Below are 19,917 nucleotides of genomic sequence, written 5' to 3' on the forward strand. Positions count from 1 at the left end.
GGCGTGTCAGTAGGTACGCCCTACCCCTGTAAACCTGATTTCCTTCCGGCGCCTGGCGTCCGGGAGAGGCCGACCGCGTCATGCGGACGGCTGGACTTCGGGGGTCCCGTTCCGAGCGAAAGAGAGATCCGTGTACGCCATCGTGCGCAGCGGTGGTCGTCAGCACAAGGTTGCTGTCGACGACATCGTTGAGGTTGACAAGCTTCCCACCGCCAAGGTTGGCGACACCGTAGAGCTCTCTACGCTGCTCGTTGTCGACGGCGATGCCGTGACGAGCGACCCGTGGGTGCTTGCCGGTATCAAGGTCACGGCCGAGGTCGTGGACCACCACAAGGGTGCCAAGATCGACATCCTTCGTTACAAGAACAAGACCGGCTACCGCCGTCGCCAGGGTCACCGCCAGCAGTACACGGCGATCAAGGTCACCGGTATCCCCACGGCTGCGAAGTAAGGGACTGAGACATGGCACACAAGAAGGGCGCATCGTCCACTCGGAACGGGCGCGATTCCAATGCTCAGCGGCTCGGCGTGAAGCGCTTCGGCGGTCAGGCCGTCAACGCCGGTGAGATCCTGGTCCGCCAGCGTGGCACCCACTTCCACCCCGGCTCGGGCGTCGGCCGTGGCAAGGACGACACGCTGTTCGCGCTGGCCGCCGGTGCGGTCGAGTTCGGCACCCACCGTGGCCGTAAGGTCGTGAACATCGTTCCGGTCGCCTGAATCAGGCTTCCGTAGAACAGGTTCTTCGCGAGGGCGGACCTCACTTCCCTGTCGGGAAGCGGGTCCGCCCTTCGCGTGTTACTAGATAGACATTCCGCTCGTTTCTGGAGGCACATCCCATGACCACCTTCGTGGACCGCGTCGAGCTGCACGTCGCCGCGGGTAGCGGGGGCCACGGCTGTGCCTCCGTCCACCGTGAGAAGTTCAAGCCGCTCGGCGGCCCTGACGGTGGCAACGGCGGCCGTGGCGGTGACGTGATCCTGGTCGTCGACCAGTCGGTCACGACCCTGCTCGACTACCACCACTCCCCGCACCGCAAGGCGACCAACGGCGCCCCCGGAGCCGGTGACAACCGCTCCGGCAAGGACGGCCAGGACCTGGTCCTGCCCGTGCCGGACGGCACCGTCATCCTCGACAAGGACGGCAACGTCCTGGCCGACCTGGTCGGCCAGGGCACGACCTTCGTCGCCTCGCAGGGCGGCCGCGGCGGCCTCGGCAACGCGGCACTCGCCTCGGCCCGCCGCAAGGCGCCCGGCTTCGCCCTCCTCGGTGAGCCGGGGCAGGAGGGCGACGTCGTCCTCGAACTCAAGACGGTCGCGGACGTCGCGCTCGTGGGCTACCCCAGCGCGGGCAAGTCCTCGCTGATCTCGGTCCTGAGCGCCGCCAAGCCGAAGATCGCGGACTACCCCTTCACGACGCTCGTCCCCAACCTGGGTGTGGTGACGGCCGGTTCGACCGTCTACACGATCGCCGACGTACCGGGTCTGATCCCGGGTGCCAGCCAGGGCAAGGGCCTCGGCCTGGAGTTCCTGCGGCACGTCGAGCGGTGCAGCGTCCTGGTGCACGTCCTGGACACGGCCACCCTCGAATCCGACCGTGACCCCGTGTCCGACCTCGACATCATCGAGGAGGAGCTGCGGCAGTACGGCGCGGGCCTGGAGAACCGCCCGCGTGTCGTCGTCCTCAACAAGATCGACGTACCGGACGGCCAGGACCTCGCGGACCTCGTCCGGCCCGACCTGGAGGCGCGCGGCTACCGCGTCTTCGAGGTGTCGGCCGTGGCGCACAAGGGGCTCAAGGAGCTCTCCTTCGCGCTCGCCGAGGTCGTGGGCGCGGCGCGTGCCGCGAAGCCGAAGGAGGAGGCGACCCGTATCGTCATCCGGCCCAAGGCCGTGGACGACGCGGGCTTCACGGTCAAGCTCGGCGACGACGGCATCTACCGCGTGCGCGGCGAGAAGCCGGAGCGCTGGGTGCGCCAGACCGACTTCAACAACGACGAGGCCGTCGGCTACCTCGCGGACCGGCTGAACCGCCTCGGCGTCGAGGAAGCGCTGATGAAGGCGGGCGCGCGCACCGGCGACGGCGTCGCCATCGGCCCCGAGGAGAACGCGGTCGTCTTCGACTGGGAGCCGACGGTGATGGCCGGTGCGGAGATGCTCGGCCGCCGCGGCGAGGACCACCGCCTGGAGGAGCCCCGCCCCGCGGCCCAGCGCCGCCGGGACCGTGACACCGAGCGGGACGATGCGGAGAAGGCGTACGACGACTTCGAGCCGTTCTGAGCGGGTTCTGGCGGGGGCGCCCTGGACAGTGAGAAGGGCCCCCGGAGCTTCTGCTCCGGGGGCCCTTCTCTTGTTCGTTCACCGTGCTCTTGTTCGTTCACCGTGCGGGTGCGTGCCCCTTACGGGGCTCTCTACGCGGTGACCGCGTCCTCCGCCCCGTTCTGCTCGGTCGGGTCGGACTCCATTTCCTCCGCCGCGTCCTCCGCGGCCCGCTGAGCGGGGATCTCCGCGTCGATGCGGGTGGCCATGCGGACGCGGCGCTCGTCCGCCTTGGCCGAGAGCGCGAGGGCCGCCTCGTTGAAGCGGACCAGGGACGGCGGGTCCGAGGGGCCGAGGAGGTGCTCCTTGAGGGCCGCACGGGCCTCGGCGTGGGTGTCCTTCTCCGGGGAGCGGACGGCCTCCAGGAGGGCCGGGACGCTCTCGGCGGTCGGGGAGAGGATCGCCGCCGCGCTCACCGTCGGGAAGCCCGCGCGGAAGTCCGTCTCGGTCATGCCGGACGTGTTGGCGACGGCGTAGGGCTTCTCACTCGTCAGCCAGTCGGAGACGACCGAGGAGACATCGCTGATCAGCAGGTCCGCCTGGTTGAAGCAGGAGAAGATCGCCGGGCGCGCGGCGGTGATGATCTGGTGCTCCCACTCGGGGAGCGACGCCCAGTAGGCCGCCTCCCACGCCGCCGTCGCCTTGGTGATGGCGGTCTGCTGATCGCCGTCGGGCGTGCCCTGGAGCATCATCCGCTCCATCTCGTCCACGCTCTTGCGGAACGCGGTCGAGGTGAGCTGGTCCAGGTCGGCGGTGCGGCGCGCCAGTTCGGCGACGGCCTCCGGTCCCGGACGCTCGCCCGAACGCTTGGCGGCGGCCTCGCGGATCATCGCCTTGATGCGCTCGTTGGCGGCGCCGGCCCGCGGGTCCTGCGAGCCGGTCATCGGGTGCGGCTTGTAGACGAGCCGTACGCCGGGGTCGGCCAGGAGGTGCCTGACGATGTTCTCGCCCGCGAGGGTCACCGACGTATTGCCGGGGTTGCCGTCCCAGCCCTCCCAGGTGGGGGCGTACAGGACGGTCGTGAACGGCCCTGTGGGGGTGCCCGTCGACCGCAGGATCGGGGACAGCTGGGGGCGGCCGACCTCGACCACGTCCTTGTCGTCGACACCGACGTCCGCGGCCTGGTAGCGGTCGCGGGCGGCGGGTCCCGCCACCCACACCTCGTCGTACGCCTTCGCGTACGGGTTGCAGGAGGACAGCTTGTCGCTCTCGCCGTGGTTGATGAAGGCGTGCTTGATCGTGGGGATCCGAAGGACCTGCGAGGTCTTCGCGGCATTGGCCGGGTGCAGCATCATCTTCAGCGTCGACGTCTCCAGGGAGAACATCGTCGCGACCTTCGGGAAGCAGATGATCGGGACGTCCGTCGCGTCGATCTTCTGCACCATGAACCGCTCACGCAGCACGATCAGCGGCTTGCCGTCGAGCTGAGAGAGCGTGGAGAGCCACATGTTCGCCTGGTACGCGGATGTGGCGCCTCCCGAGAAGTACATGGCGACGGACGGCTGGTAGTCGGCCAGCCAGTTGTCCAGCCACTCCATGACCTTCTGGTCGTTCTTCGCGCGCTTCTTGGGGAGCAGCCACGTGGCGAGGTAGATCGCGCCGGCGCCCATCAGGGCGATGGAGATCCCGAGGCCGATGCCGCCCCAGTACGCGTCCGTGGTGCCCGCGGTGGCCAGCAGTCCTGCCGTGGCGGGGATCGCGAAGGTCAGGAGGCGGTGGGCCTGGCGGCGGGAGAGGATCCGCGGCGGGGCCGCGGTCAGGTGCAGGTCGGACGCGTCGATGTTGCGCGTGACGATCGGCAGCTGGCGGGTGCGGCGGACCAGTATGGCGGTGGCCTGGCAGCCGAAGTGCAGGAAGTAGAAGGCCAGCACCGAGATGGTCAGCGGCGACTGCTCGGCCAGCGGCTCGATGCCGTCGATGCGCAGCAGGCCGACCATGATCAGCATGTCGCGCAGGAGCTGCCTGACGGTGACATCGAAGCGGATCTTGCCAAGGAGGGAGAGGAGCCCCGGCTGCTTGTACTGCAGATAGACGTCGAGCGCGAGGTTCGCCGCCGACGCGGCGATGAACACCGGTACGTACGGGACCAGCGCGCTGACGAGCTGGGCCGTGAAGAGCGCGAACATCGCGAACAGCGCGGTGAGCTGCACGATGCGGCGGGGTGCGAGTCCGGCAGAGGGCACGGGCTTGGGCTCCTGGCGGGGGATCGGATGGGGGGAGTCGGGGGAAAGCGGGGAAGTCGACCACTGACCGTATGACGTGCGGTGGCCCGGTAGCAATCTTCCGTGACGACAATCACCGGATAAAGGGGCAAAGGTACTGAACCATTGGGCCGGTTCCCGCATCAGGGGGGTCGTAGGTCCGCCCCTCGAAATGCGGGGGCACCCCACCTGGGCACTCGCGTAGATTGGCTGGTCCGGCAGGGAATGGGATCTTCAGGATCATTGGGGAAACGCGTGGCTGGGGCAAGGCAGGGCATCGCAGAGGCCCACAGGATTGTCGTCAAGGTCGGGTCCTCGTCCCTGACCACCGCGTCGGGAGGTTTGGACGCCGACCGTGTTGACGCCCTTGTCGACGTGCTCGCCAAGAGCCGCAGCGGAGGCGAGCGCGAGGTCGTGCTCGTCTCGTCCGGTGCCATCGCCGCCGGGCTCTCGCCCCTTGGCCTGCGCAGGCGCCCCAAGGACCTGGCGAGGCAGCAGGCGGCCGCCAGCGTCGGCCAGGGGCTTCTCGTGGCCCGCTACACGGCATCCTTCGCCCGTTACGGCGTACGCGTCGGGCAGGTGCTCCTCACCTCCGACGACATGGCCCGCCGTGCCCACCACCGCAACGCCTCCCGCACCCTCGACCAGCTCCTGGCGATGGGCGCGCTGCCCGTCGTGAACGAGAACGACACCGTGGCGACGGACGAGATCCGCTTCGGTGACAACGACCGGCTCGCCGCCCTCGTCGCCCACCTCGTCCACGCCGACCTCCTCGTCCTGCTCTCCGACGTGGACGGACTCTACGACGGCGACCCGGCCAGGCCCGGCAGCTCCCGGATCTCCGAGGTGTCGCGCCCCGCCGACATAGAGCACGTCCAGATCGGCAGCGCCGGCAAGGCGGGCGTCGGCACCGGCGGCATGGTCACCAAGGTCGAGGCCGCGCGGATCGCGGCGGCTGCCGGGATCCCGGTCGTCCTGACCTCCGCGAGCCAGGCCGCCGACGCCCTCGCGGGCCGTGACACCGGGACGTACTTCCACCGGACGGGCCGCCGGACCGCCGACCGGCTCCTGTGGCTCCAGCACGCCTCTGAGCCGCAGGGCGCCCTGACGCTCGACGACGGTGCGGTGCGCGCGGTCGTCGAGGGGCGCAAGTCGCTCCTTCCGGCGGGCATCGCGGCGGTCGAGGGAGACTTCGCCGCGGGCGACCCGGTCGAGCTGCGTGACACCGCGGGGCGTGCCGTGGCGCGCGGCCTGGTGAACTTCGACGCCAAGGAGCTTCCGCAGCTCCTCGGCCGTTCCACGCGGGAGCTCGCCCGGGAGCTGGGACCGGCGTACGAGCGGGAAGTGGTGCACCGCGACGACCTGGCTCTCCTGCACGACTAGCCCTTCGCCCGCATGGCTGGTCCTTCGCAACACCTGTCACAGCCGCCTCATCCGGCCCCGGCCGAAAACAAGCGCGAACGCCGGGCGCCGACCGGCCCCTGCGAGGTGAAACTCCCCAAAACCGCCCCGCGGGGGCCCTTGGCCTGCTCAACTTTGTTCCAGACACTTCCGCACGACCATTGCGTATCCGCACCACCATTGCGTAGAGGAGGCCGTCGTGAGACGAGTGCGTTCGGGAACGTCGTCCCGCACGTCGGCTGAGTGTTCCCTGACCAGTGTCGCCGCGGGGGCGACGTACACCGGTGACGTGCGAGCGGCGGGCGAGACGGACGAGAGCCAGGAGGGCGGGACGGTGGACGTGCCCCGTCTGTGGCACGTCACCCTGAGCGTCTCGGGCGGCGAGGCCCCGCTGAAAGAGGTCAGGCGCGGCCTCGAACAGCTCGCCCACGACCACCCCTTTCTGCTGACCAGCAGGTACGCGCCCGATCACGCGGAGATCCGGTACTGGGAAGAGGCCCGCGACCTGCACGACGCGGCGGCGGTCGCGCTCCGGCTCTGGGGCGAGCACCGGCAGAGCGCGCAGCTCCCGCCGTGGGAGATCGTGGGGCTCGAAGTCATCGATCGCGACACATACCACCACCGGATCGCGGAAGGGTACGGTCCGCTTCCGGCGACCCCGGTGGGTGTGCACCCCTTTTGAGCCGTCGTGAGCCCGGTGGTCCCGGCTGCCGGCGCTCCGGTCTCGGCTGCTGAAACGGCGGGTGGGCCCCGCACGCTCCCCATTACGCTGCGGTCATGACGTCCCTCACGCCTTCGTTCTCCGGCTTGCCGTACGACAACCTCTCGCCCGTCGCCCAGGCCGCCTACCGCGCCCGTGGCGCCGCCGCGACGCTCGCGCCGCTGCCGCGAGCCGCCAAGGACGACGCGCTCCTCGCGATCGCCGACGCCCTGGAGGTGCGCACCGCCGAGATCATCGAGGCCAACGGCAAGGACACCGCACGCGCCCGCGAGGCCGGGACGAGCGAGTCCATCGTCGACCGTCTGACGCTCACCCCTGAGCGGGTCCGCGCCATCGCCGCCGACGTGCGCGACGTGGCCGCCCTGCCCGACCCCGTCGGCGAGGTCGTCCGCGGCTCGACCCTGCCCAACGGCATCGACCTGCGCCAGGTCCGCGTGCCGCTCGGCGTCGTCGGGATCATCTACGAGGCCCGCCCGAACGTCACCGTGGACGCCGCCGCCCTCTGCCTGAAGTCCGGCAACGCGGTCCTCCTGCGGGGCTCGTCATCGGCGTACGACTCGAACACGGCGCTCGTCCGCGTGCTGCGCGACGCCGTCCACGGAGCCGGGCTGCCCGCCGACGCCGTCCAGCTCGTCCCCGGCGAGAACCGCGACTCCGTGCGCGAGCTGATGCGGGCCCGCGGTCTCGTCGACGTCCTCATCCCGCGCGGCGGTGCCTCGCTGATCAAGACCGTCGTCGAGGAGTCCACCGTCCCGGTCATCGAGACCGGCACCGGCAACTGCCACGTGTACGTGGACGCCCACGCCGATCTCGACATGGCCGTCGACATCCTCATCAACTCCAAGGCCCAGCGCCCCAGCGTCTGCAACGCCGCCGAGACGCTCCTGGTCCACGCGGACATCGCCGACGCCTTCCTGCCGCGCGCCCTGGACGCCCTGGCCGATGCCGGGGTGACGGTGCACGCCGACGAGCGCCTCATCGCGTATGCCGATGGCTCGAAGGCCACCGTCGTGCCCGCGACCACGGAGGACTGGGAGACCGAGTACCTCTCGTACGACATCGCGGCGGGCATCGTCGACTCCCTGGAGCAGGCCGTCGAGCACATCCGCCTGTGGACCTCCGGGCACACCGAGGCGATCGTCACCACCTCGCAGCAGGCCGCGCGCCGCTTCACCCAGCTCGTGGACTCCACGACGGTCGCCGTGAACGCCTCCACGCGCTTCACGGACGGCAGCCAGTTCGGCTTCGGCGCCGAGATCGGCATCTCCACGCAGAAGCTGCACGCCCGGGGCCCGATGGGCCTGCCCGAGCTGACGTCGACGAAGTACATCGTCACCGGCGACGGCCATATCCGCTGAATTCCCGCACGGCCCCAATTCCCGCACCGTCTGCCCAGATTGCCCCTTCCGGGCTACCCTGGAGAGGTGCCGGAGGACGTGGGGGGCACGCCGTCGTCAGCTGACGGCTGGGAGCCCGACGACGACCACGACCGCGGGGGTGCGGACGAAGAGTTCGCCTCCGTGGTCTTCGACGAGCACTTCATCAAGGCCGCCAAGGTCCATGAACCCACCGCCGTGGAGCGGCTGTTGGCCGCCGCCCAGGCGCGTGCCGAGGCCGGCGAGGCCGAGAACCGCCGGGCCCGCACCCGGGGCTCTGGCCGTGACTCGCCGGAGGACGACCTCTACGACGAAGGCTTCGGCCCCGACGACGGCGGCGAGTTCGGCCACGACCCCGACCTCGACGACGTGTACGAACGAGAGCTCACCGAGGACGGGTACGGCCGCCAGGGCCGCTATGGAAGCCACAACCGCTGGCACCGCCCCGTCGCCTGGATGCTCGCCATCCTGATGGGTGTCGGCATGGTCGCGCTCGCCTTCACCGCTGTCTACCGAGGCGCGTCGACGAGCCGGCAGGACCCGATCCCGCCGCCCGTGTCCACGGAGCCGTCCACCTCCGCCGAGTACGACCCGCCGGCGGTGTCCGCGTCGCCGCGCACCCCGTGAGAAGTTGTCAGAACTTCTCGTGTACCAGGGCGTTTACCTGACCGTGCGGAGACCTACCCTGAAGGTATGGGCGGGCAAGGAGAACCACCCGAGGGGACATCCGAGGGTGCTCCCGCCGGTGGTGAGGACGAGTACAGATCCGTCGTGTTCGACGAGTCGTTCGTCCGCGCCGCGCGGCTCCAGGAGTACTCCGCGCAGGAACGCATGGGCGACCACGCGCACGCGGTGCGCCGCCGTGCCGTGCGCCACCGGTACCTCTCCAAACAGGCCGTGATCCTCGTCCTGCTGATAGCCGTCGCCTTCGGCACGGCGATCTACATGGGCGTACGCCACCCGTACCAGAACCCGGTCGCGCAGCGCCCCGAGTCGCTGCGGATGACGGTCATCCCGCTCGCCCCGCCCGGACCCGTGCCCGGCGCCGAGAAATCGGCCGAGCTGTACGAGCACAGCCCGGCCGCGCAGTTCCGCGTGGGCGCGAAAGGCATCAATCTCCCGTCGGCGCACCGCACCTCGCACTTCTCGGACGGCCAGGTGATGTCCGCGCTGACCACCGCCAAGGACTACCTGGTCGAGTCCTCGCTCGACCCGGACGTCCTCACCGGCGGCACCGTGCGCTCCGCGCGGATCCTGCTCGACCCGCAGCAGCTCGACCAGTTCGACGAGAGCTTCGCGCACCCGGCGGCGGACGGACGGCACGCGCCCACCGGCTGGCTGGTGCGCTTCGACCCGACGAAGACGGCCCTGGCCACGCCCGGCATCCGGGTCAACGGCACGCTGCGCGCCACCGAGACGGACAGGAACACCCTCGAAGTGACCTCGGACCACACCTTCGTCTACGCGCTGCGCCCGGCCGGCGAGGGCGATCACGTCAAGGCCTCGCTGTTCACCGTCCGCCGCGAGCTGCAGTTCCGCTTCGACCGCGACGACCTGCGGATGCACCAGGCCGAGCTGCTCGTGTCGTACACGCAGGCGGGCCCGCTCACCTGCTCCGCCGACGCGGTGAACCAGCTGCGGCCCCTGCTCGCCGGGCAGAAGGCGAAGGCGGGCGGCCCCGCGGGCACCGACCCGTACGCGACGGGGGCCGCCACGGCGCTGTGCGGCTCGCTGGCCGAGGGCGCCCAGCCTTCGTTCTGAGGGTTACTCGTCCTCCGACGGCGGGGTGCCGTTCTGGCCGGTGAACTTCCCGCGCAGCTTGCCGCCCAGGTCGCCCGCGCCGCCCGCCAGGTCGTTGACCAGCTTCATCAGCGGGTCCTTGCTGCTGCGTACGTCCTCGGCGTAGCTGGAGGCCGACTGGCGGAAGGAGTCCGACACCGAGGTGTCCTTGTCCTCGTCGCGGCGGGGGTAGTGGCCGTCCATGATCCGCTGGTAGTCGCGGGTCTCGGCCCACTTCTTCAGCTCGGCGGCGCGCACGGTGGTGAAGGGGTGCGTGCGCGGCAGCACGTTCAGGATCTTCAGGACCGAGTCACGCAGGTCGCCCCCCGCCTCGTACTCCTTGGCCTGGTCCAGGAACGCGTCCACGTTCATCTCGTGCAGGTGATTACCGCCCGCGATCTTCATCAGACCGCGCATCGACGCCTTGAGGTCCTGGCCCACCAGGAGCCCGGCGCGGTCCGCCGAGAGCTCGGACTTGCGGAACCACTCGCGCAGGGCGGTCACGATCGTCATGATCGCCAGGTTGCCGAGCGGGATCCAGGCCACCTTGAGCGCGAGGCCGGTGAGGAAGAGCAGTATCGTCCGGTACACCGAGTGGCCGGAGAGGGCGTGGCCCACCTCGTGGCCGACGACCGCGCGCATCTCCTCCTCGTCGAGCAGCTCGACGAGCCCCGTGGTCACCACGATGATCGGCTCGTCGAGGCCGATGCACATCGCGTTCGGGTTCGGGTCCATGTTCACGTACATCGGCGGGACCTTCTCCAGGTCCAGGATGTAACAGGCGTCCCGCAGCATGGTGTTGAGGTGCGCGAACTGCGCGTCGGAGACCCGTACGGAGTCCGACAGGAACAGGAGCCGCAGGCTCCGCTCGGGGAGCAGTCCGCTGAGCGCCTTGAAGACGGTGTCGAACCCGCTGAGCTTGCGCAGGGCCACCAGGGCCGAACGGTCCGCCGGGTGTTCGTACGCCCGTGACGAGATTCCGGGAAAGCGCCTGCGCTGCCTGCTCGGCACGTGCTCGTGGCCTTCGTCCCGCCCGCCCTCGCTGTGCCGGCCGTGGTCGTTGTCGTCGGTCATGCCCCATCCCCCATGCTCGTCCAGTCATGCCCCCGAGGTGGGGTCCAGACTAGGCGGAGATACCGTGACAGGGCAGCACAGCGAATGGAGTCGCCCGTCATGGCAGTCATGGAGCACAGCGCCGCCGCCCACCACTGGGTCACGGAGGCGGCCGCCCTTGCCGCCAAGGAGCAGGGTGCGGGCAATCTGCTGCGCGTCGTGCTGATCGTCATGGTCGTCGGCTGCGTGCTCGTCGCGTGGTTCCTGTTGCGGGGCTACCGCCAGGGCGCCGACGCCGATCGAGAGGCCGGGGGAGCCGACGCCGAGCGTCCGGGCGGGGACGCCGAGCGCGGCGGGACCCGTTCCGGCGCGGGCGACGGGGACGACCGCGCCGACCGCAACAGCTGAGTCGACGTGAGCTTGGCCGCCGCCCCCGCATACGATGGCCCTGAAGTCTTTGTCCCGCCCACCACCGGATAGGTCCTGCCGACGATGAGCCTCCACAGCACCGCCTCCCAGCTGGTCACTCTCGCCTCCGAAGGTGAGCACGCGGGCAACCACCAAAGCCTCAATCCTCTTGTCGTCGGCGGTGGCGCGTTCGTCCTGCTCCTGCTGCTCCTGTGGATCACCACGCGCTTCAACCGCGACCGCTGAGCGGTCTCACGGAACGGACGGCCGCAACAGAGCCCGTCGACCGGGCCGGTAGGGTCTGCACGCATGGGAGAGCAGGACATGCCTACCGGTCCAGGTACCGGCCCGGCCAGCAAGGGCAAACGCCGCCTGGGCGTCATGGGCGGAACGTTTGACCCGATCCACCACGGACACCTGGTGGCGGCCCAGGAGGTCGCCGCGCAGTTCCACCTCGACGAGGTGGTGTTCGTGCCGACCGGGCAGCCGTGGCAGAAGAGCGACAAGGTGGTGTCCCCGGCCGAGGACCGCTATCTGATGACGGTCATCGCGACGGCCGAGAACCCACAGTTCTCGGTGAGCCGCATCGACATCGACCGCGGCGGACCGACCTACACGACGGACACGCTGCGCGATCTGCGCACGCTCAATCCCGACACGGACCTCTTCTTCATCACGGGCGCCGACGCCCTCGGTCAGATCCTCACCTGGCGCTACACCGAAGAACTGTTCTCCCTGGCGCACTTCATCGGGGTCACCCGTCCCGGCCATACGCTGACCGACCCGGGCCTGCCGGAGGGCGGCGTCTCGCTGGTGGAGGTCCCGGCCCTCGCCATCTCGTCCACGGACTGCCGTGCACGGGTCGCCAAGGGGGACCCCGTCTGGTACCTGGTGCCGGACGGTGTGGTGCGTTATATCGACAAGCGCGAGCTGTACCGCGGCGATTGAGCCGAGAGGGGCACCGGTGAACGACCGACAGTACGACCCGTATGCGGGCGGCGACCCGTACGCGGGCGGTGACCCGTATGCGGGCGAGTACCAGATCGTCGGGTACGACGAGTACGGGCAGCCGGTGTACCAGCAGGTACAGCCCTCGGCTTCGTACGACCAGTACGGGGCTCAGGCCCAGCAACAGCAGCAACCACACCAGCAACAGCAGCACCAGCAACAACAGCAGCCGCAGGGTTACGGCTACGACCCGTACGCGACCGGGCAGCAGCCCCCTGTCCCGTCCTACGACTCCTCGTACGGCTCTTCGTACGACTCCGGTTCTTACGGCACGTACGACCAGCAGCAGGCCCAGCACCAGCAGCACCAGCAGCACCAGCAGCCCCGGCAGCAGGCCGCCCAGCAGACGCAGACCGGCTGGATCCCGCAGCAGCCGCGGCAGCCGGAGCCGGAGGCGGAGCCCGGACCCCGGCGTGAGCCCGAGGCCGAGCCCGAGGCCGAGTCCGAGCACCGCGATCCCGCGTACGAGACCCAGCAGTTCTCCTTCATCGAGGAGCCGGACGAAGAGTCCGAAGACGTCATCGACTGGCTGAAGTTCACCGAGAGCCGCACCGAACGGCGTGAGGAGGCCAAGCGGCGCGGGCGTTCCCGGGTCGTCGCCCTCGTCGTGGTGGTCGCGCTCGTGATCGCGGGCGGCGTCGGCTACCTCTGGTACGCGGGCAAGCTCCCCGGCCTCTCGGACGACGCGTCCGGCGACGCGGCAGCGGCGGCCGGACCGCAGAACCGCGACGTGATCGTCGTCCACCTGCACAACACCAAGGGGGGCGGCACCTCCACGGCGCTCCTGGTGAACAACACCACGACCAAGCGCGGCACCACCGTCCTGCTGCCCAACTCCCTCTCCGTGACGGATGACGACGGCGCGGGGACGACACTCGGCAAATCGGTCGACGACGACGGCTCGACCGGTACCCGCGAGTCGATCGACAGCCTGCTGGGCACCCAGGTCGAGGGCACGTGGCGGCTTGACACCCCGTACCTGAACAACCTCGTCGAGCTGGTCGGCAACATCGACGTCGACACGGACGCCGACGTGCCGGACCCCAAGGCCAAGAAGGGCCAGGGGCCCCTCGTGAAGAAGGGCGAGCAGCAGACCCTGAGCGGCCCGATGGCCGTCGCGTACGCCACCTACCGTGCCTCGGGAGAGACCGAGACCGCGCAGCTGAGCCGGTTCGGGCAGGTCATGCAGGCTGTCCTGCGGAAGCTGTCGTCCGACCCGCAGGCCGCGACGACCACGGTCCAGTCGCTCGCCCAGATCCTGGACCCGTCGCTCAAGGAGAAGGACCTCGGCGCCTTCCTCGCCAAGCTCGCCGACCGTGCGAAGGGCGGCGACTACTCCACGCAGACGCTCCCGGTGCAGCAGGACGGGACGCTCTCGGAGAAGGCCGGCGAGAGCGTGGTCAAGAACGTCCTGGGCGGCGCGGTCAAGAACCCGGACAAGGGCGCGGCCGTGCGGGTCGGCGTCAAGAACGCCTCCGGTGCCAAGGGCGCCGGGCAGGAGGCGCGGATCTCGCTGGTCAACGGCGGGTACACCTTCGTCGACGGCGGCGCGGGCTCGACGGCTCAGACGTCGTCGCAGGTCACGTACGCCGAGGCGGACAAGAAGACGCAGGCCACCGAGGTCGCCAAGACGCTCGGCCTGCCGGCGAGCGTGGTCCGCAAGGGCAAGACCGCGACGAACGCGGATGTGTCGGTCGTCCTCGGCCAGGACTACAAGGCGGGGTGACGGCGCCATGCCACCCGGCCGGGGGTTTTCCCGGCCGGGTGACGCAGCAGACAGGGTGATCGGGCGATCATCGGGGATGCTGTCGGCGGTCCGTGAGACCCTTGGGGTGTCTTGACCACCTGAAGGAAAGCTCACCAGTGACCGCCACGGACCGCTCCATCGAGCTCATCAAGGTCGCCGCACAGTCGGCTGCCGACAAGCTCGCGCACGACATCATCGCGTACGACGTCAGCGACGTGCTGTCGATCACGGACGCCTTCCTGCTCGCCTCCGCGCCCAACGACCGCCAGGTCAAGTCGATCGTCGACGAGATCGAGGAGCGGCTCAGCAAGGAGCTCGGCGTCAAGCCGGTGCGCCGCGAGGGCGACCGCGAAGCCCGCTGGGTCCTCCTGGACTACGTGGACATCGTGGTGCACGTCCAGCACAGCGAGGAGCGTGTCTTCTACGCCCTCGAGCGCCTGTGGAAGGACTGCCCCGAGATCGAGCTGCCCGCCGACGCCGTCGCGACCCGCGGCAAGGCCGCCGAGCACGCCGAGCAGCGCGCCGAGGAGGAAGCAGCCGACCTGGACGGTGAGCTTCGGTGACCAGCCGCGGCTGCCGGATCATCCTGTGGCGGCACGGCCAGACGGCGTGGAACCTGGAGCGCCGCTTCCAGGGCTCCACGGACATCGAGCTGACCGACACCGGTGTCTCGCAGGCCAGACGCGCCGCCCGGCTGCTCGCCTCGCTGAAGCCGGACGCCATCGTGGCGTCCGACCTCAGTCGGGCGGCGGCCACCGCGGCGGAGCTCGCCACCCTGACCGGCCTGGAGGTCACGCACGATTCGGGCCTCCAGGAGACGTACGCCGGTCAGTGGCAGGGCCTGACGCACGACGAGATCATCACCCGCTTCGGCGACCAGTACGCCGCGTGGAAGCGCGGCGAATCGGTGCGCCGCGGCGGCGGTGAGCTCGAGACCGAGGTCGCCGACCGGGCCGCGCCGATCGTGCTTCGCCATGCCGAGAAGCTGCCGGAGGACGGCACGCTCGTCGTGGTCAGCCACGGCGGCACGATCCGCACCACCATCGGCCGTCTCCTCGGCCTGGAGTCCCACCACTGGGAGGGCCTCGGCGGGCTCTCCAACTGCTGCTGGTCCGTGCTCGGACAGGGCGCGCGCGGCTGGCGCCTCCTTGAGCACAACGCCGGCACGCTGCCTGAGCCGGTGCTCGGCGACGACGATTGACCCTGGTCCTGGCGGCTGTCGCAGCGGGGCTGGGGCGGGCGCCGGACCGGGTGTCAGAGCCGCTGGTCGGAGGGCCCGAGAGGGCCCGTCACCCGGATTTCACATTCCGGCTCGGCGCAGGCTAAAGTTCTTCTTGTTCGCCCGCCGAGCGGGACGGAACATCATGCGGCTCCGCCGCGTGGAACACGGGGCTATAGCTCAGTTGGTAGAGCGCCTGCATGGCATGCAGGAGGTCAGGAGTTCAATTCTCCTTAGCTCCACAATTCGGATCCCGTCCTCATCAGAGGGCGGGATCCTCCCGTTTCCGGCAGCCTGAGCCCGCGAAGCTCCACCGCCCGCAGTCGGCTCACCTCGTCGTCCGGTGTGTACGCGACGATCCGGCACTCCGGCATGCCGTTGATGGACAGCGAGACCGACGTCATCCGCAGCTCTCCGACCGCCGCGTGCCGAAACGTCTTCACGCGCGGTCCCGGCGGTGCCACGTCCCCGCTCTCCCACAGCTCGGCGAAGTGCGCGCTCGCGGCGGACAGACGGCGTATGAAGTCCTCCCAGGCGGGCTCGCCCACATGGCGTCCGTACGAACTGCGCAGCGTCGCCACCATCACCGGCAGCTCCGACTCGCGGAAGACCAGCGGGCAGACGGGGTCGGGCACGATGAACAGCGTCCACAGGACGTTCGGCACACGCAGGACCGTCACCTGCGGGACGAAGAAGAGGTCGCGGTAGGCGGGGTTGGTGGCGAGGATGTCGTAGCGCGCGTTGTAGACCACGGCCGGGTGCGGGTCGAGGGCGTCGATGATGCCCTGGATCTCGGGGCCGACTGCCTCGGGGGACGCGGTCTCACGGTCCGGCTCGAACGGAACCTCTGCCAGGTGGTACAGATGCTCGCGCTCCGGCTTGTCGAGGCGGAGCGTGCGCGCCACGGCGTCCAGGACCTGCGCCGACGCGTTGATCGGGCGTCCCTGCTCCAACCACGTGTACCAGGTGACGCCGACTCCGGAGAGCTGGGCGACCTCCTCGCGGCGCAGACCGGGCGTGCGGCGGCGCAGCCCCGGCGGCATGCCCACGTCGGCCGGTGTCACCCTGGCTCTGCGGCTCCGCAGGAAGGTGGCGAGCTCGGGCCTTCGTCGCTGAGTCGTCCCCATCGTCGTCACGTCCCCCATCGTCGGTCCATGCCCCGGGCTTTGCCAGGTGCTGCCAGTACCAGCATCAACGGGCTCTCGTTACCCGTACCAACTCGCCGTCACGCTCGGTGTCATGACAACGAGCACCCCGTCCACCGCGGCGGATCCCGCTGATCCCGCTGGTTCGCTCGATTCCGTTGACTCCGCTGATTCCGTTGATTCCGCTGATTCAAGTCCCGCACTCAGTAAAGCCCCCGGCACCGACAATCGCCCCGGGCGGCTCCTCGCGGTCGTCATCGCCGCGCAGTTCATGGCACTGCTCGACGCCTTCATCGTCAATGTCGCCGCGCCCACCATCCGCGCCGAACTGGGCGCGTCGGGCGCCGGGTTGCAGCTGGTGATCGCCGGATACACCATCACGTACGCCGTGCTCCTGATCACCGGCGCGCGGCTCGGCGACCGCCTCGGCCACCGCCGCCTCTACCTCGTGGGCCTCACGGTCTTCACCGTCGCCTCGCTCGCCTGCGGACTCAGCCAGGGCACGGGCGAGTTGATCGCCTTCAGGCTGTTGCAGGGCGCGGGCTCGGCACTGCTCATCCCGCAGGTCCTCAGCCTGATCCAGCGCAACTTCACCGGCGAGGCGCGGACGAAGGCGCTCGGCGCGTACTCGGCCGTGCTCGCCGTCGGGGCGGCGGCGGGGCAGGTGCTCGGCGGAATCCTGGTCAGCGCCGACCTGTTCGGCACGGGCTGGCGCCCGGTGTTCCTGGTGAACGTGCCGGTCGGCGTGGTCCTGCTGATCATGGCCCGGCGTGTGCTGCCGGGTGACGCCTCCCCGAAGCCGGGGGAGGGGCGGCGGGCGCGTGGACTCGATCTGCCGGGGCTCGTGCTGCTCGGCGCCACCGTCTCGCTGCTCACCGTGCCGCTGGTGCTCGGCCAGCAGGAGGGCTGGCCGCTGTGGTCCTGGCTCTCGATGGGCTCGGCACTGGTCCTCTTCGCGCTCTTCTGCGGATACGAGTCCCGGCTCGCCCGCGGTGGAGGCGCACCGCTGATCGCGCCGCGGGTCCTGCGCATCCCCGGTATGGGCCTCGCGGTCTTCCGGATAGGCACCGTGATGGCGGTCAACGCGGGCTTCCTGTTCGTGCTCACGCTGCACGTCCAGGGCGGCCTCGGCTACAGCGCGCTGCGCGCCGGTCTGACGTTCGGGCCCACCGCCGTGGTCTTCGGCGCGGTCGGCCTGACCTGGCGGCGATGGCCGGCGGCGGCCCAACGGGCACTGATCCCCGGTGGGTTCGTGCTCACCGCGGTGTCGACGGTCGCGGTGGGTCTGCTGCTGGGGGACGGCGGTCAGGGCGGACTGTGGCTGTACGCGGCCTTCGTGGGCATCGGCGCGGGGCTCTCCCTGGGGTTCAGCCCGACGCTCACCCGGGCACTGTCCACGGTGCGGCCGGAAGACGCCGCTGACGCCAGCGGACTCCTCTCCACGGTCACTCAGATCGGCCAATTGATCGGCGTCGCGTGTTTTGGCGCACTTTTCCTCAACCGGCTTGAGTCGCAGGGGGCTCCGGGGGCGTATTCATCCGCGGACGCGCTCCAGGTGTGCGCATATGCCCTGGCCGGAGCGGCGGCGCTGGGCGCCGTGTCCGGACTGGTACGACTGCGTCGCTGACCGGGTCGCTCAGGCCATGGCAGAATCGGACAACCGGAAGGGGACCGCGCCAGACCACCGAATGTGACCCGACGGGAGGGAGAGCGATGCCTGCGAGCATCCGCGATGAGGCTGTCGGCCCCATCGCAGTGGCCGCGCCACGCCGCGCTGCCGCTCCCTTCGCGGCGGTCGCACCCCATCTCACCTGTCCGTCCTGCGGTTCGTCCCATGTCGCCCAAGTGCTCGGCGACAACGGCGGTGTCTCGTACGTGTGCACGGCCTGCGGCCGCAGCTGGAGCTGATCGATGGGTGCACACAGGCGTAAGTGCGACTGGTGCGGCAGTGGTACGCCCATCGTCCGCGACATGGAACCGGTCAACCCGGACTACCAGTACTGGTGCGAGGAGTGCGCGCGGGCGCTGATCATAAAGGGCGACCCCATCGAGACGTACCGCGAGCTCGAAGGGGAGCCGATCTATGGACGGCTGCTCGACGAACACTGCACGCTCAAGCGCTTCTACTCCTTCGCCACGGCTTGATCCCTGATCGGATCCGGCCTCCGATTCCCTGTAGTTCATGCAGCAGGAAGGCGAAAGCGGTCCCTACGTAGAGGGCGGACAGCGTCATCTCGCCATAATTCTGGCCGAGTTCAAGCCGTCCCACGCCATGGGGAACCCACCACAGGGCGTACGAACAGAAGACGAGGACCACGGCGCCGGTGGCCGCCCACCGGGCCCGGCCGCCCCGGCGCACCGCCTCCGTCCACAAGAGCAGCGCCATCGGCACGCACCACACCCAGTGGTGCGACCACGACACCGGGCTGACCAGGAGCGCCGTCGCCGCGCAGGCCACCGCCGCCCGTGCGCGCTCCCCGCGCAGCGCCGCGCGCACGGCGACCGCGAGACCGAGCACGCAGGTCACCGCCGCGGCCACCGCCCACCGGGCGCCGGGCTCGTCGGTGTGCAGGAGCCGCGCCAGGACGCCGCGCAGCGACTGGTTCGCGGTGTCCTCGGCGAGCCCGACCCGGCCCGTCTCGAAGACCATCCGGGTCCAGAACCGCCAGGAGTCGCCCGGCAGGGCGGCGGCCGCGAGCAGCGTCGCCCCGGCGAACGAGACGCCCGCCACGCACGCGTGGCGCACGGGAGCGCGCCAGTGTCCGCGCCGTACGGCCTCGGCGGCGCCGGTGAGCAGCAGGAAGACCACGAAGAGCGCGGGCGTGAGCTTGACCGCCGCCGCGATGCCGATACCCAGGCCCGCCCAGCGGTGGCCGGGGCGGCGTGACAGGTCCCACAGGACCAGGACGGCGAGCAGCAGATTGATCTGGCCGTACCGCAGGGTCGTCCACACCGGCTCCGCCCAGACGGCGAGCGCGGACACCCACAGGGCGGTCTCGGTGCTCCGGGCGGGTCCGATGAGGCGCAGGGAGAGGTGTGCGAAGGCCACCAGGAGGAGCAGGTTGCCCAGGGTCGCCAGGGTGCGCATGTCCGCCGTGGCCAGGAGCGTCAGCGGGGTGAACAGCAGGGCCGCGAACGGCGGGTAGGTGGTGGGCAGGTGGGCCTCGGTGGTGCGCAGTGCGTAGAGGTCGCCGCCCGCGCGCGCGGTCTCGCCCTCGGCCCGGTAGACCATCAGGTCGATCATCGAGACGTCCGCGGCGCGCTGCGCGAGCCAGAAGGCCGTGAAGGAGAGCAGGCACACCCCTGCGGCGAGGGGCATGCGGCGGCGGGCGCCGACAAGCGCGATCACGGTCACGAAGGCTGACAGTACCGGCCGTATCGGTACAGACCGGGAACGATTTGGTGGAGCACGGGGAGGACCGTGTAATGTTGGCGAGGTCGCCGGGGGAACCGGGCGGACAAGCAAGGGGCTATAGCTCAGTTGGTAGAGCGCCTGCATGGCATGCAGGAGGTCAGGAGTTCAATTCTCCTTAGCTCCACAGCA

The 19,917-nt window shown here is 70.1% G+C and carries 21 protein-coding genes and 2 tRNA genes; 19 read left to right on the top strand and 4 right to left on the bottom strand.

The features are described from left to right. The first annotated feature begins 130 nt into the window (after positions 1-130). The 3 genes from rplU (at position 131) to obgE (ending at position 2,276) form a co-directional block, all read left to right on the top strand. Positions 131-451, top strand: a complete 321-nt coding sequence (gene rplU, locus ACFVXC_RS20965) for a 50S ribosomal protein L21 (protein ID WP_160505004.1) — start codon at positions 131-133, stop codon at positions 449-451. Between the two features lie 11 nt (positions 452-462). Next, complete coding sequence (gene rpmA / locus ACFVXC_RS20970) at positions 463-717, top strand: 50S ribosomal protein L27 (protein ID WP_389907192.1); 255 nt, start codon at positions 463-465, stop codon at positions 715-717. A 119-nt stretch (positions 718-836) separates the two neighbouring features. Next, positions 837-2,276: a GTPase ObgE gene (gene obgE, locus ACFVXC_RS20975; RefSeq protein ID WP_389907194.1), complete on the top strand. Its 1,440-nt coding sequence runs from the start codon at positions 837-839 to the stop codon at positions 2,274-2,276. Positions 2,277-2,407: 131 nt separating this feature from the next. Here the strand turns inward: obgE and ACFVXC_RS20980 are convergent, their stop codons facing one another. Further along, positions 2,408-4,498, bottom strand: a complete 2,091-nt coding sequence (locus ACFVXC_RS20980) for a hypothetical protein (RefSeq protein WP_389907196.1) — start codon at positions 4,496-4,498, stop codon at positions 2,408-2,410. Positions 4,499-4,741: 243 nt separating this feature from the next. On the opposite strand from ACFVXC_RS20980, the gene proB reads away from it, so the two are divergent. From proB to ACFVXC_RS21005, 5 genes are all read left to right on the top strand, one after another. Beyond that, positions 4,742-5,899: a glutamate 5-kinase gene (proB, locus tag ACFVXC_RS20985; RefSeq protein WP_389907198.1), complete on the top strand. Its 1,158-nt coding sequence runs from the start codon at positions 4,742-4,744 to the stop codon at positions 5,897-5,899. 217 nt (positions 5,900-6,116) lie between these two features. Continuing rightward, entirely contained in the window at positions 6,117-6,599 is a 483-nt protein-coding gene (locus ACFVXC_RS20990) for a hypothetical protein (RefSeq protein WP_389907200.1), read from the top strand. A 95-nt stretch (positions 6,600-6,694) separates the two neighbouring features. Then, complete coding sequence (locus tag ACFVXC_RS20995; protein WP_389907202.1) at positions 6,695-7,996, top strand: glutamate-5-semialdehyde dehydrogenase; 1,302 nt, start codon at positions 6,695-6,697, stop codon at positions 7,994-7,996. Positions 7,997-8,062: 66 nt separating this feature from the next. Continuing rightward, positions 8,063-8,641 (top strand): hypothetical protein, encoded by a 579-nt coding sequence (locus ACFVXC_RS21000; RefSeq protein WP_389907204.1) that lies wholly within the window; start codon positions 8,063-8,065, stop codon positions 8,639-8,641. Positions 8,642-8,707: 66 nt separating this feature from the next. Then, on the top strand, positions 8,708-9,775 hold the full coding sequence (locus ACFVXC_RS21005; RefSeq protein ID WP_389907206.1) for a hypothetical protein: 1,068 nt from the start codon (positions 8,708-8,710) through the stop codon (positions 9,773-9,775). A gap of 3 nt (positions 9,776-9,778) precedes the next feature. Here the strand turns inward: ACFVXC_RS21005 and ACFVXC_RS21010 are convergent, their stop codons facing one another. Further along, positions 9,779-10,867 (bottom strand): M48 family metallopeptidase, encoded by a 1,089-nt coding sequence (locus ACFVXC_RS21010; RefSeq protein WP_389907208.1) that lies wholly within the window; start codon positions 10,865-10,867, stop codon positions 9,779-9,781. A gap of 99 nt (positions 10,868-10,966) precedes the next feature. Here ACFVXC_RS21010 and ACFVXC_RS21015 point away from each other — a divergent pair, with 99 nt between their 5' ends. The 7 genes from ACFVXC_RS21015 to ACFVXC_RS21045 all read left to right on the top strand — a co-directional run bounded on the left by ACFVXC_RS21015 (position 10,967) and on the right by ACFVXC_RS21045 (position 15,470). After that, a complete protein-coding gene (locus ACFVXC_RS21015) occupies positions 10,967-11,254 on the top strand; it encodes a hypothetical protein (RefSeq protein WP_389907487.1) in 288 nt (95 codons plus the stop codon). Between the two features lie 84 nt (positions 11,255-11,338). Next, positions 11,339-11,500: a hypothetical protein gene (locus tag ACFVXC_RS21020; protein ID WP_389907210.1), complete on the top strand. Its 162-nt coding sequence runs from the start codon at positions 11,339-11,341 to the stop codon at positions 11,498-11,500. Between the two features lie 63 nt (positions 11,501-11,563). After that, the gene (gene nadD, locus ACFVXC_RS21025; protein ID WP_383281987.1) at positions 11,564-12,202 is read left to right on the top strand and encodes a nicotinate-nucleotide adenylyltransferase; all 639 of its coding nucleotides are present in this window, start codon (positions 11,564-11,566) and stop codon (positions 12,200-12,202) included. Positions 12,203-12,218: 16 nt separating this feature from the next. Next, complete coding sequence (locus ACFVXC_RS21030; protein WP_389907212.1) at positions 12,219-13,988, top strand: LCP family protein; 1,770 nt, start codon at positions 12,219-12,221, stop codon at positions 13,986-13,988. Between the two features lie 137 nt (positions 13,989-14,125). Then, positions 14,126-14,572, top strand: coding sequence for a ribosome silencing factor (rsfS, locus tag ACFVXC_RS21035; protein ID WP_389907214.1), 447 nt, complete (start codon positions 14,126-14,128; stop codon positions 14,570-14,572). Beyond that, the gene (locus tag ACFVXC_RS21040; protein ID WP_389907216.1) at positions 14,569-15,210 is read left to right on the top strand and encodes a histidine phosphatase family protein; all 642 of its coding nucleotides are present in this window, start codon (positions 14,569-14,571) and stop codon (positions 15,208-15,210) included. Before rsfS ends, ACFVXC_RS21040 begins: the two co-directional genes overlap by 4 nt. A gap of 187 nt (positions 15,211-15,397) precedes the next feature. After that, positions 15,398-15,470, top strand: a tRNA-Ala gene (locus tag ACFVXC_RS21045). Here the strand turns inward: ACFVXC_RS21045 and ACFVXC_RS21050 are convergent. Next, positions 15,462-16,373 carry a helix-turn-helix transcriptional regulator gene (locus tag ACFVXC_RS21050; protein ID WP_389907218.1) on the bottom strand — a complete coding sequence of 304 codons (912 nt, stop codon included), beginning with the start codon at positions 16,371-16,373 and terminating at the stop codon, positions 15,462-15,464. The two genes, ACFVXC_RS21045 and ACFVXC_RS21050, sit on opposite strands and share 9 nt — an antisense overlap. 94 nt (positions 16,374-16,467) lie before the next feature. Here ACFVXC_RS21050 and ACFVXC_RS21055 point away from each other — a divergent pair, with 94 nt between their 5' ends. The 3 genes from ACFVXC_RS21055 (at position 16,468) to ACFVXC_RS21065 (ending at position 18,518) form a co-directional block, all read left to right on the top strand. Continuing rightward, positions 16,468-18,000 (top strand): MFS transporter, encoded by a 1,533-nt coding sequence (locus ACFVXC_RS21055; RefSeq protein ID WP_389907220.1) that lies wholly within the window; start codon positions 16,468-16,470, stop codon positions 17,998-18,000. A gap of 86 nt (positions 18,001-18,086) precedes the next feature. Next, positions 18,087-18,281, top strand: coding sequence for a hypothetical protein (locus ACFVXC_RS21060; protein ID WP_389907222.1), 195 nt, complete (start codon positions 18,087-18,089; stop codon positions 18,279-18,281). Positions 18,282-18,284: 3 nt separating this feature from the next. Next, a complete protein-coding gene (locus ACFVXC_RS21065) occupies positions 18,285-18,518 on the top strand; it encodes a hypothetical protein (RefSeq protein ID WP_016643127.1) in 234 nt (77 codons plus the stop codon). Here the strand turns inward: ACFVXC_RS21065 and ACFVXC_RS21070 are convergent. Then, positions 18,487-19,728, bottom strand: a complete 1,242-nt coding sequence (locus ACFVXC_RS21070) for a glycosyltransferase 87 family protein (protein WP_389907224.1) — start codon at positions 19,726-19,728, stop codon at positions 18,487-18,489. The two genes, ACFVXC_RS21065 and ACFVXC_RS21070, sit on opposite strands and share 32 nt — an antisense overlap. Before the next feature lie 111 nt (positions 19,729-19,839). On the opposite strand from ACFVXC_RS21070, the gene ACFVXC_RS21075 reads away from it, so the two are divergent. After that, positions 19,840-19,912 (top strand) — tRNA-Ala (locus ACFVXC_RS21075). Positions 19,913-19,917: the final 5 nt, after the last annotated feature.

The sequence above is a fragment of the Streptomyces sp. NPDC058257 genome, from assembly GCF_042881845.1.
GTDB lineage: Bacteria > Actinomycetota > Actinomycetes > Streptomycetales > Streptomycetaceae > Streptomyces.

What these genes read in the sequence shown, in the direction of transcription:
- rpmA (WP_389907192.1), top strand. Translation starts at nt 463, where the DNA reads ATGGCACACAAGAAGGGCGCATCGTCCACTCGGAACGGGCGCGATTCC.
- obgE (WP_389907194.1), top strand. Translation starts at nt 837, where the DNA reads ATGACCACCTTCGTGGACCGCGTCGAGCTGCACGTCGCCGCGGGTAGC.
- proB (WP_389907198.1), top strand. Translation starts at nt 4,742, where the DNA reads ATGGGATCTTCAGGATCATTGGGGAAACGCGTGGCTGGGGCAAGGCAG.
- ACFVXC_RS20995 (WP_389907202.1), top strand. Translation starts at nt 6,695, where the DNA reads ATGACGTCCCTCACGCCTTCGTTCTCCGGCTTGCCGTACGACAACCTC.
- ACFVXC_RS21005 (WP_389907206.1), top strand. Translation starts at nt 8,708, where the DNA reads ATGGGCGGGCAAGGAGAACCACCCGAGGGGACATCCGAGGGTGCTCCC.
- ACFVXC_RS21010 (WP_389907208.1), bottom strand. Translation starts at nt 10,867, where the DNA reads ATGACCGACGACAACGACCACGGCCGGCACAGCGAGGGCGGGCGGGAC.
- ACFVXC_RS21015 (WP_389907487.1), top strand. Translation starts at nt 10,967, where the DNA reads ATGGCAGTCATGGAGCACAGCGCCGCCGCCCACCACTGGGTCACGGAG.
- ACFVXC_RS21020 (WP_389907210.1), top strand. Translation starts at nt 11,339, where the DNA reads ATGAGCCTCCACAGCACCGCCTCCCAGCTGGTCACTCTCGCCTCCGAA.
- nadD (WP_383281987.1), top strand. Translation starts at nt 11,564, where the DNA reads ATGGGAGAGCAGGACATGCCTACCGGTCCAGGTACCGGCCCGGCCAGC.
- ACFVXC_RS21050 (WP_389907218.1), bottom strand. Translation starts at nt 16,373, where the DNA reads ATGGGGGACGTGACGACGATGGGGACGACTCAGCGACGAAGGCCCGAG.
- ACFVXC_RS21055 (WP_389907220.1), top strand. Translation starts at nt 16,468, where the DNA reads ATGACAACGAGCACCCCGTCCACCGCGGCGGATCCCGCTGATCCCGCT.
- ACFVXC_RS21060 (WP_389907222.1), top strand. Translation starts at nt 18,087, where the DNA reads ATGCCTGCGAGCATCCGCGATGAGGCTGTCGGCCCCATCGCAGTGGCC.
- ACFVXC_RS21065 (WP_016643127.1), top strand. Translation starts at nt 18,285, where the DNA reads ATGGGTGCACACAGGCGTAAGTGCGACTGGTGCGGCAGTGGTACGCCC.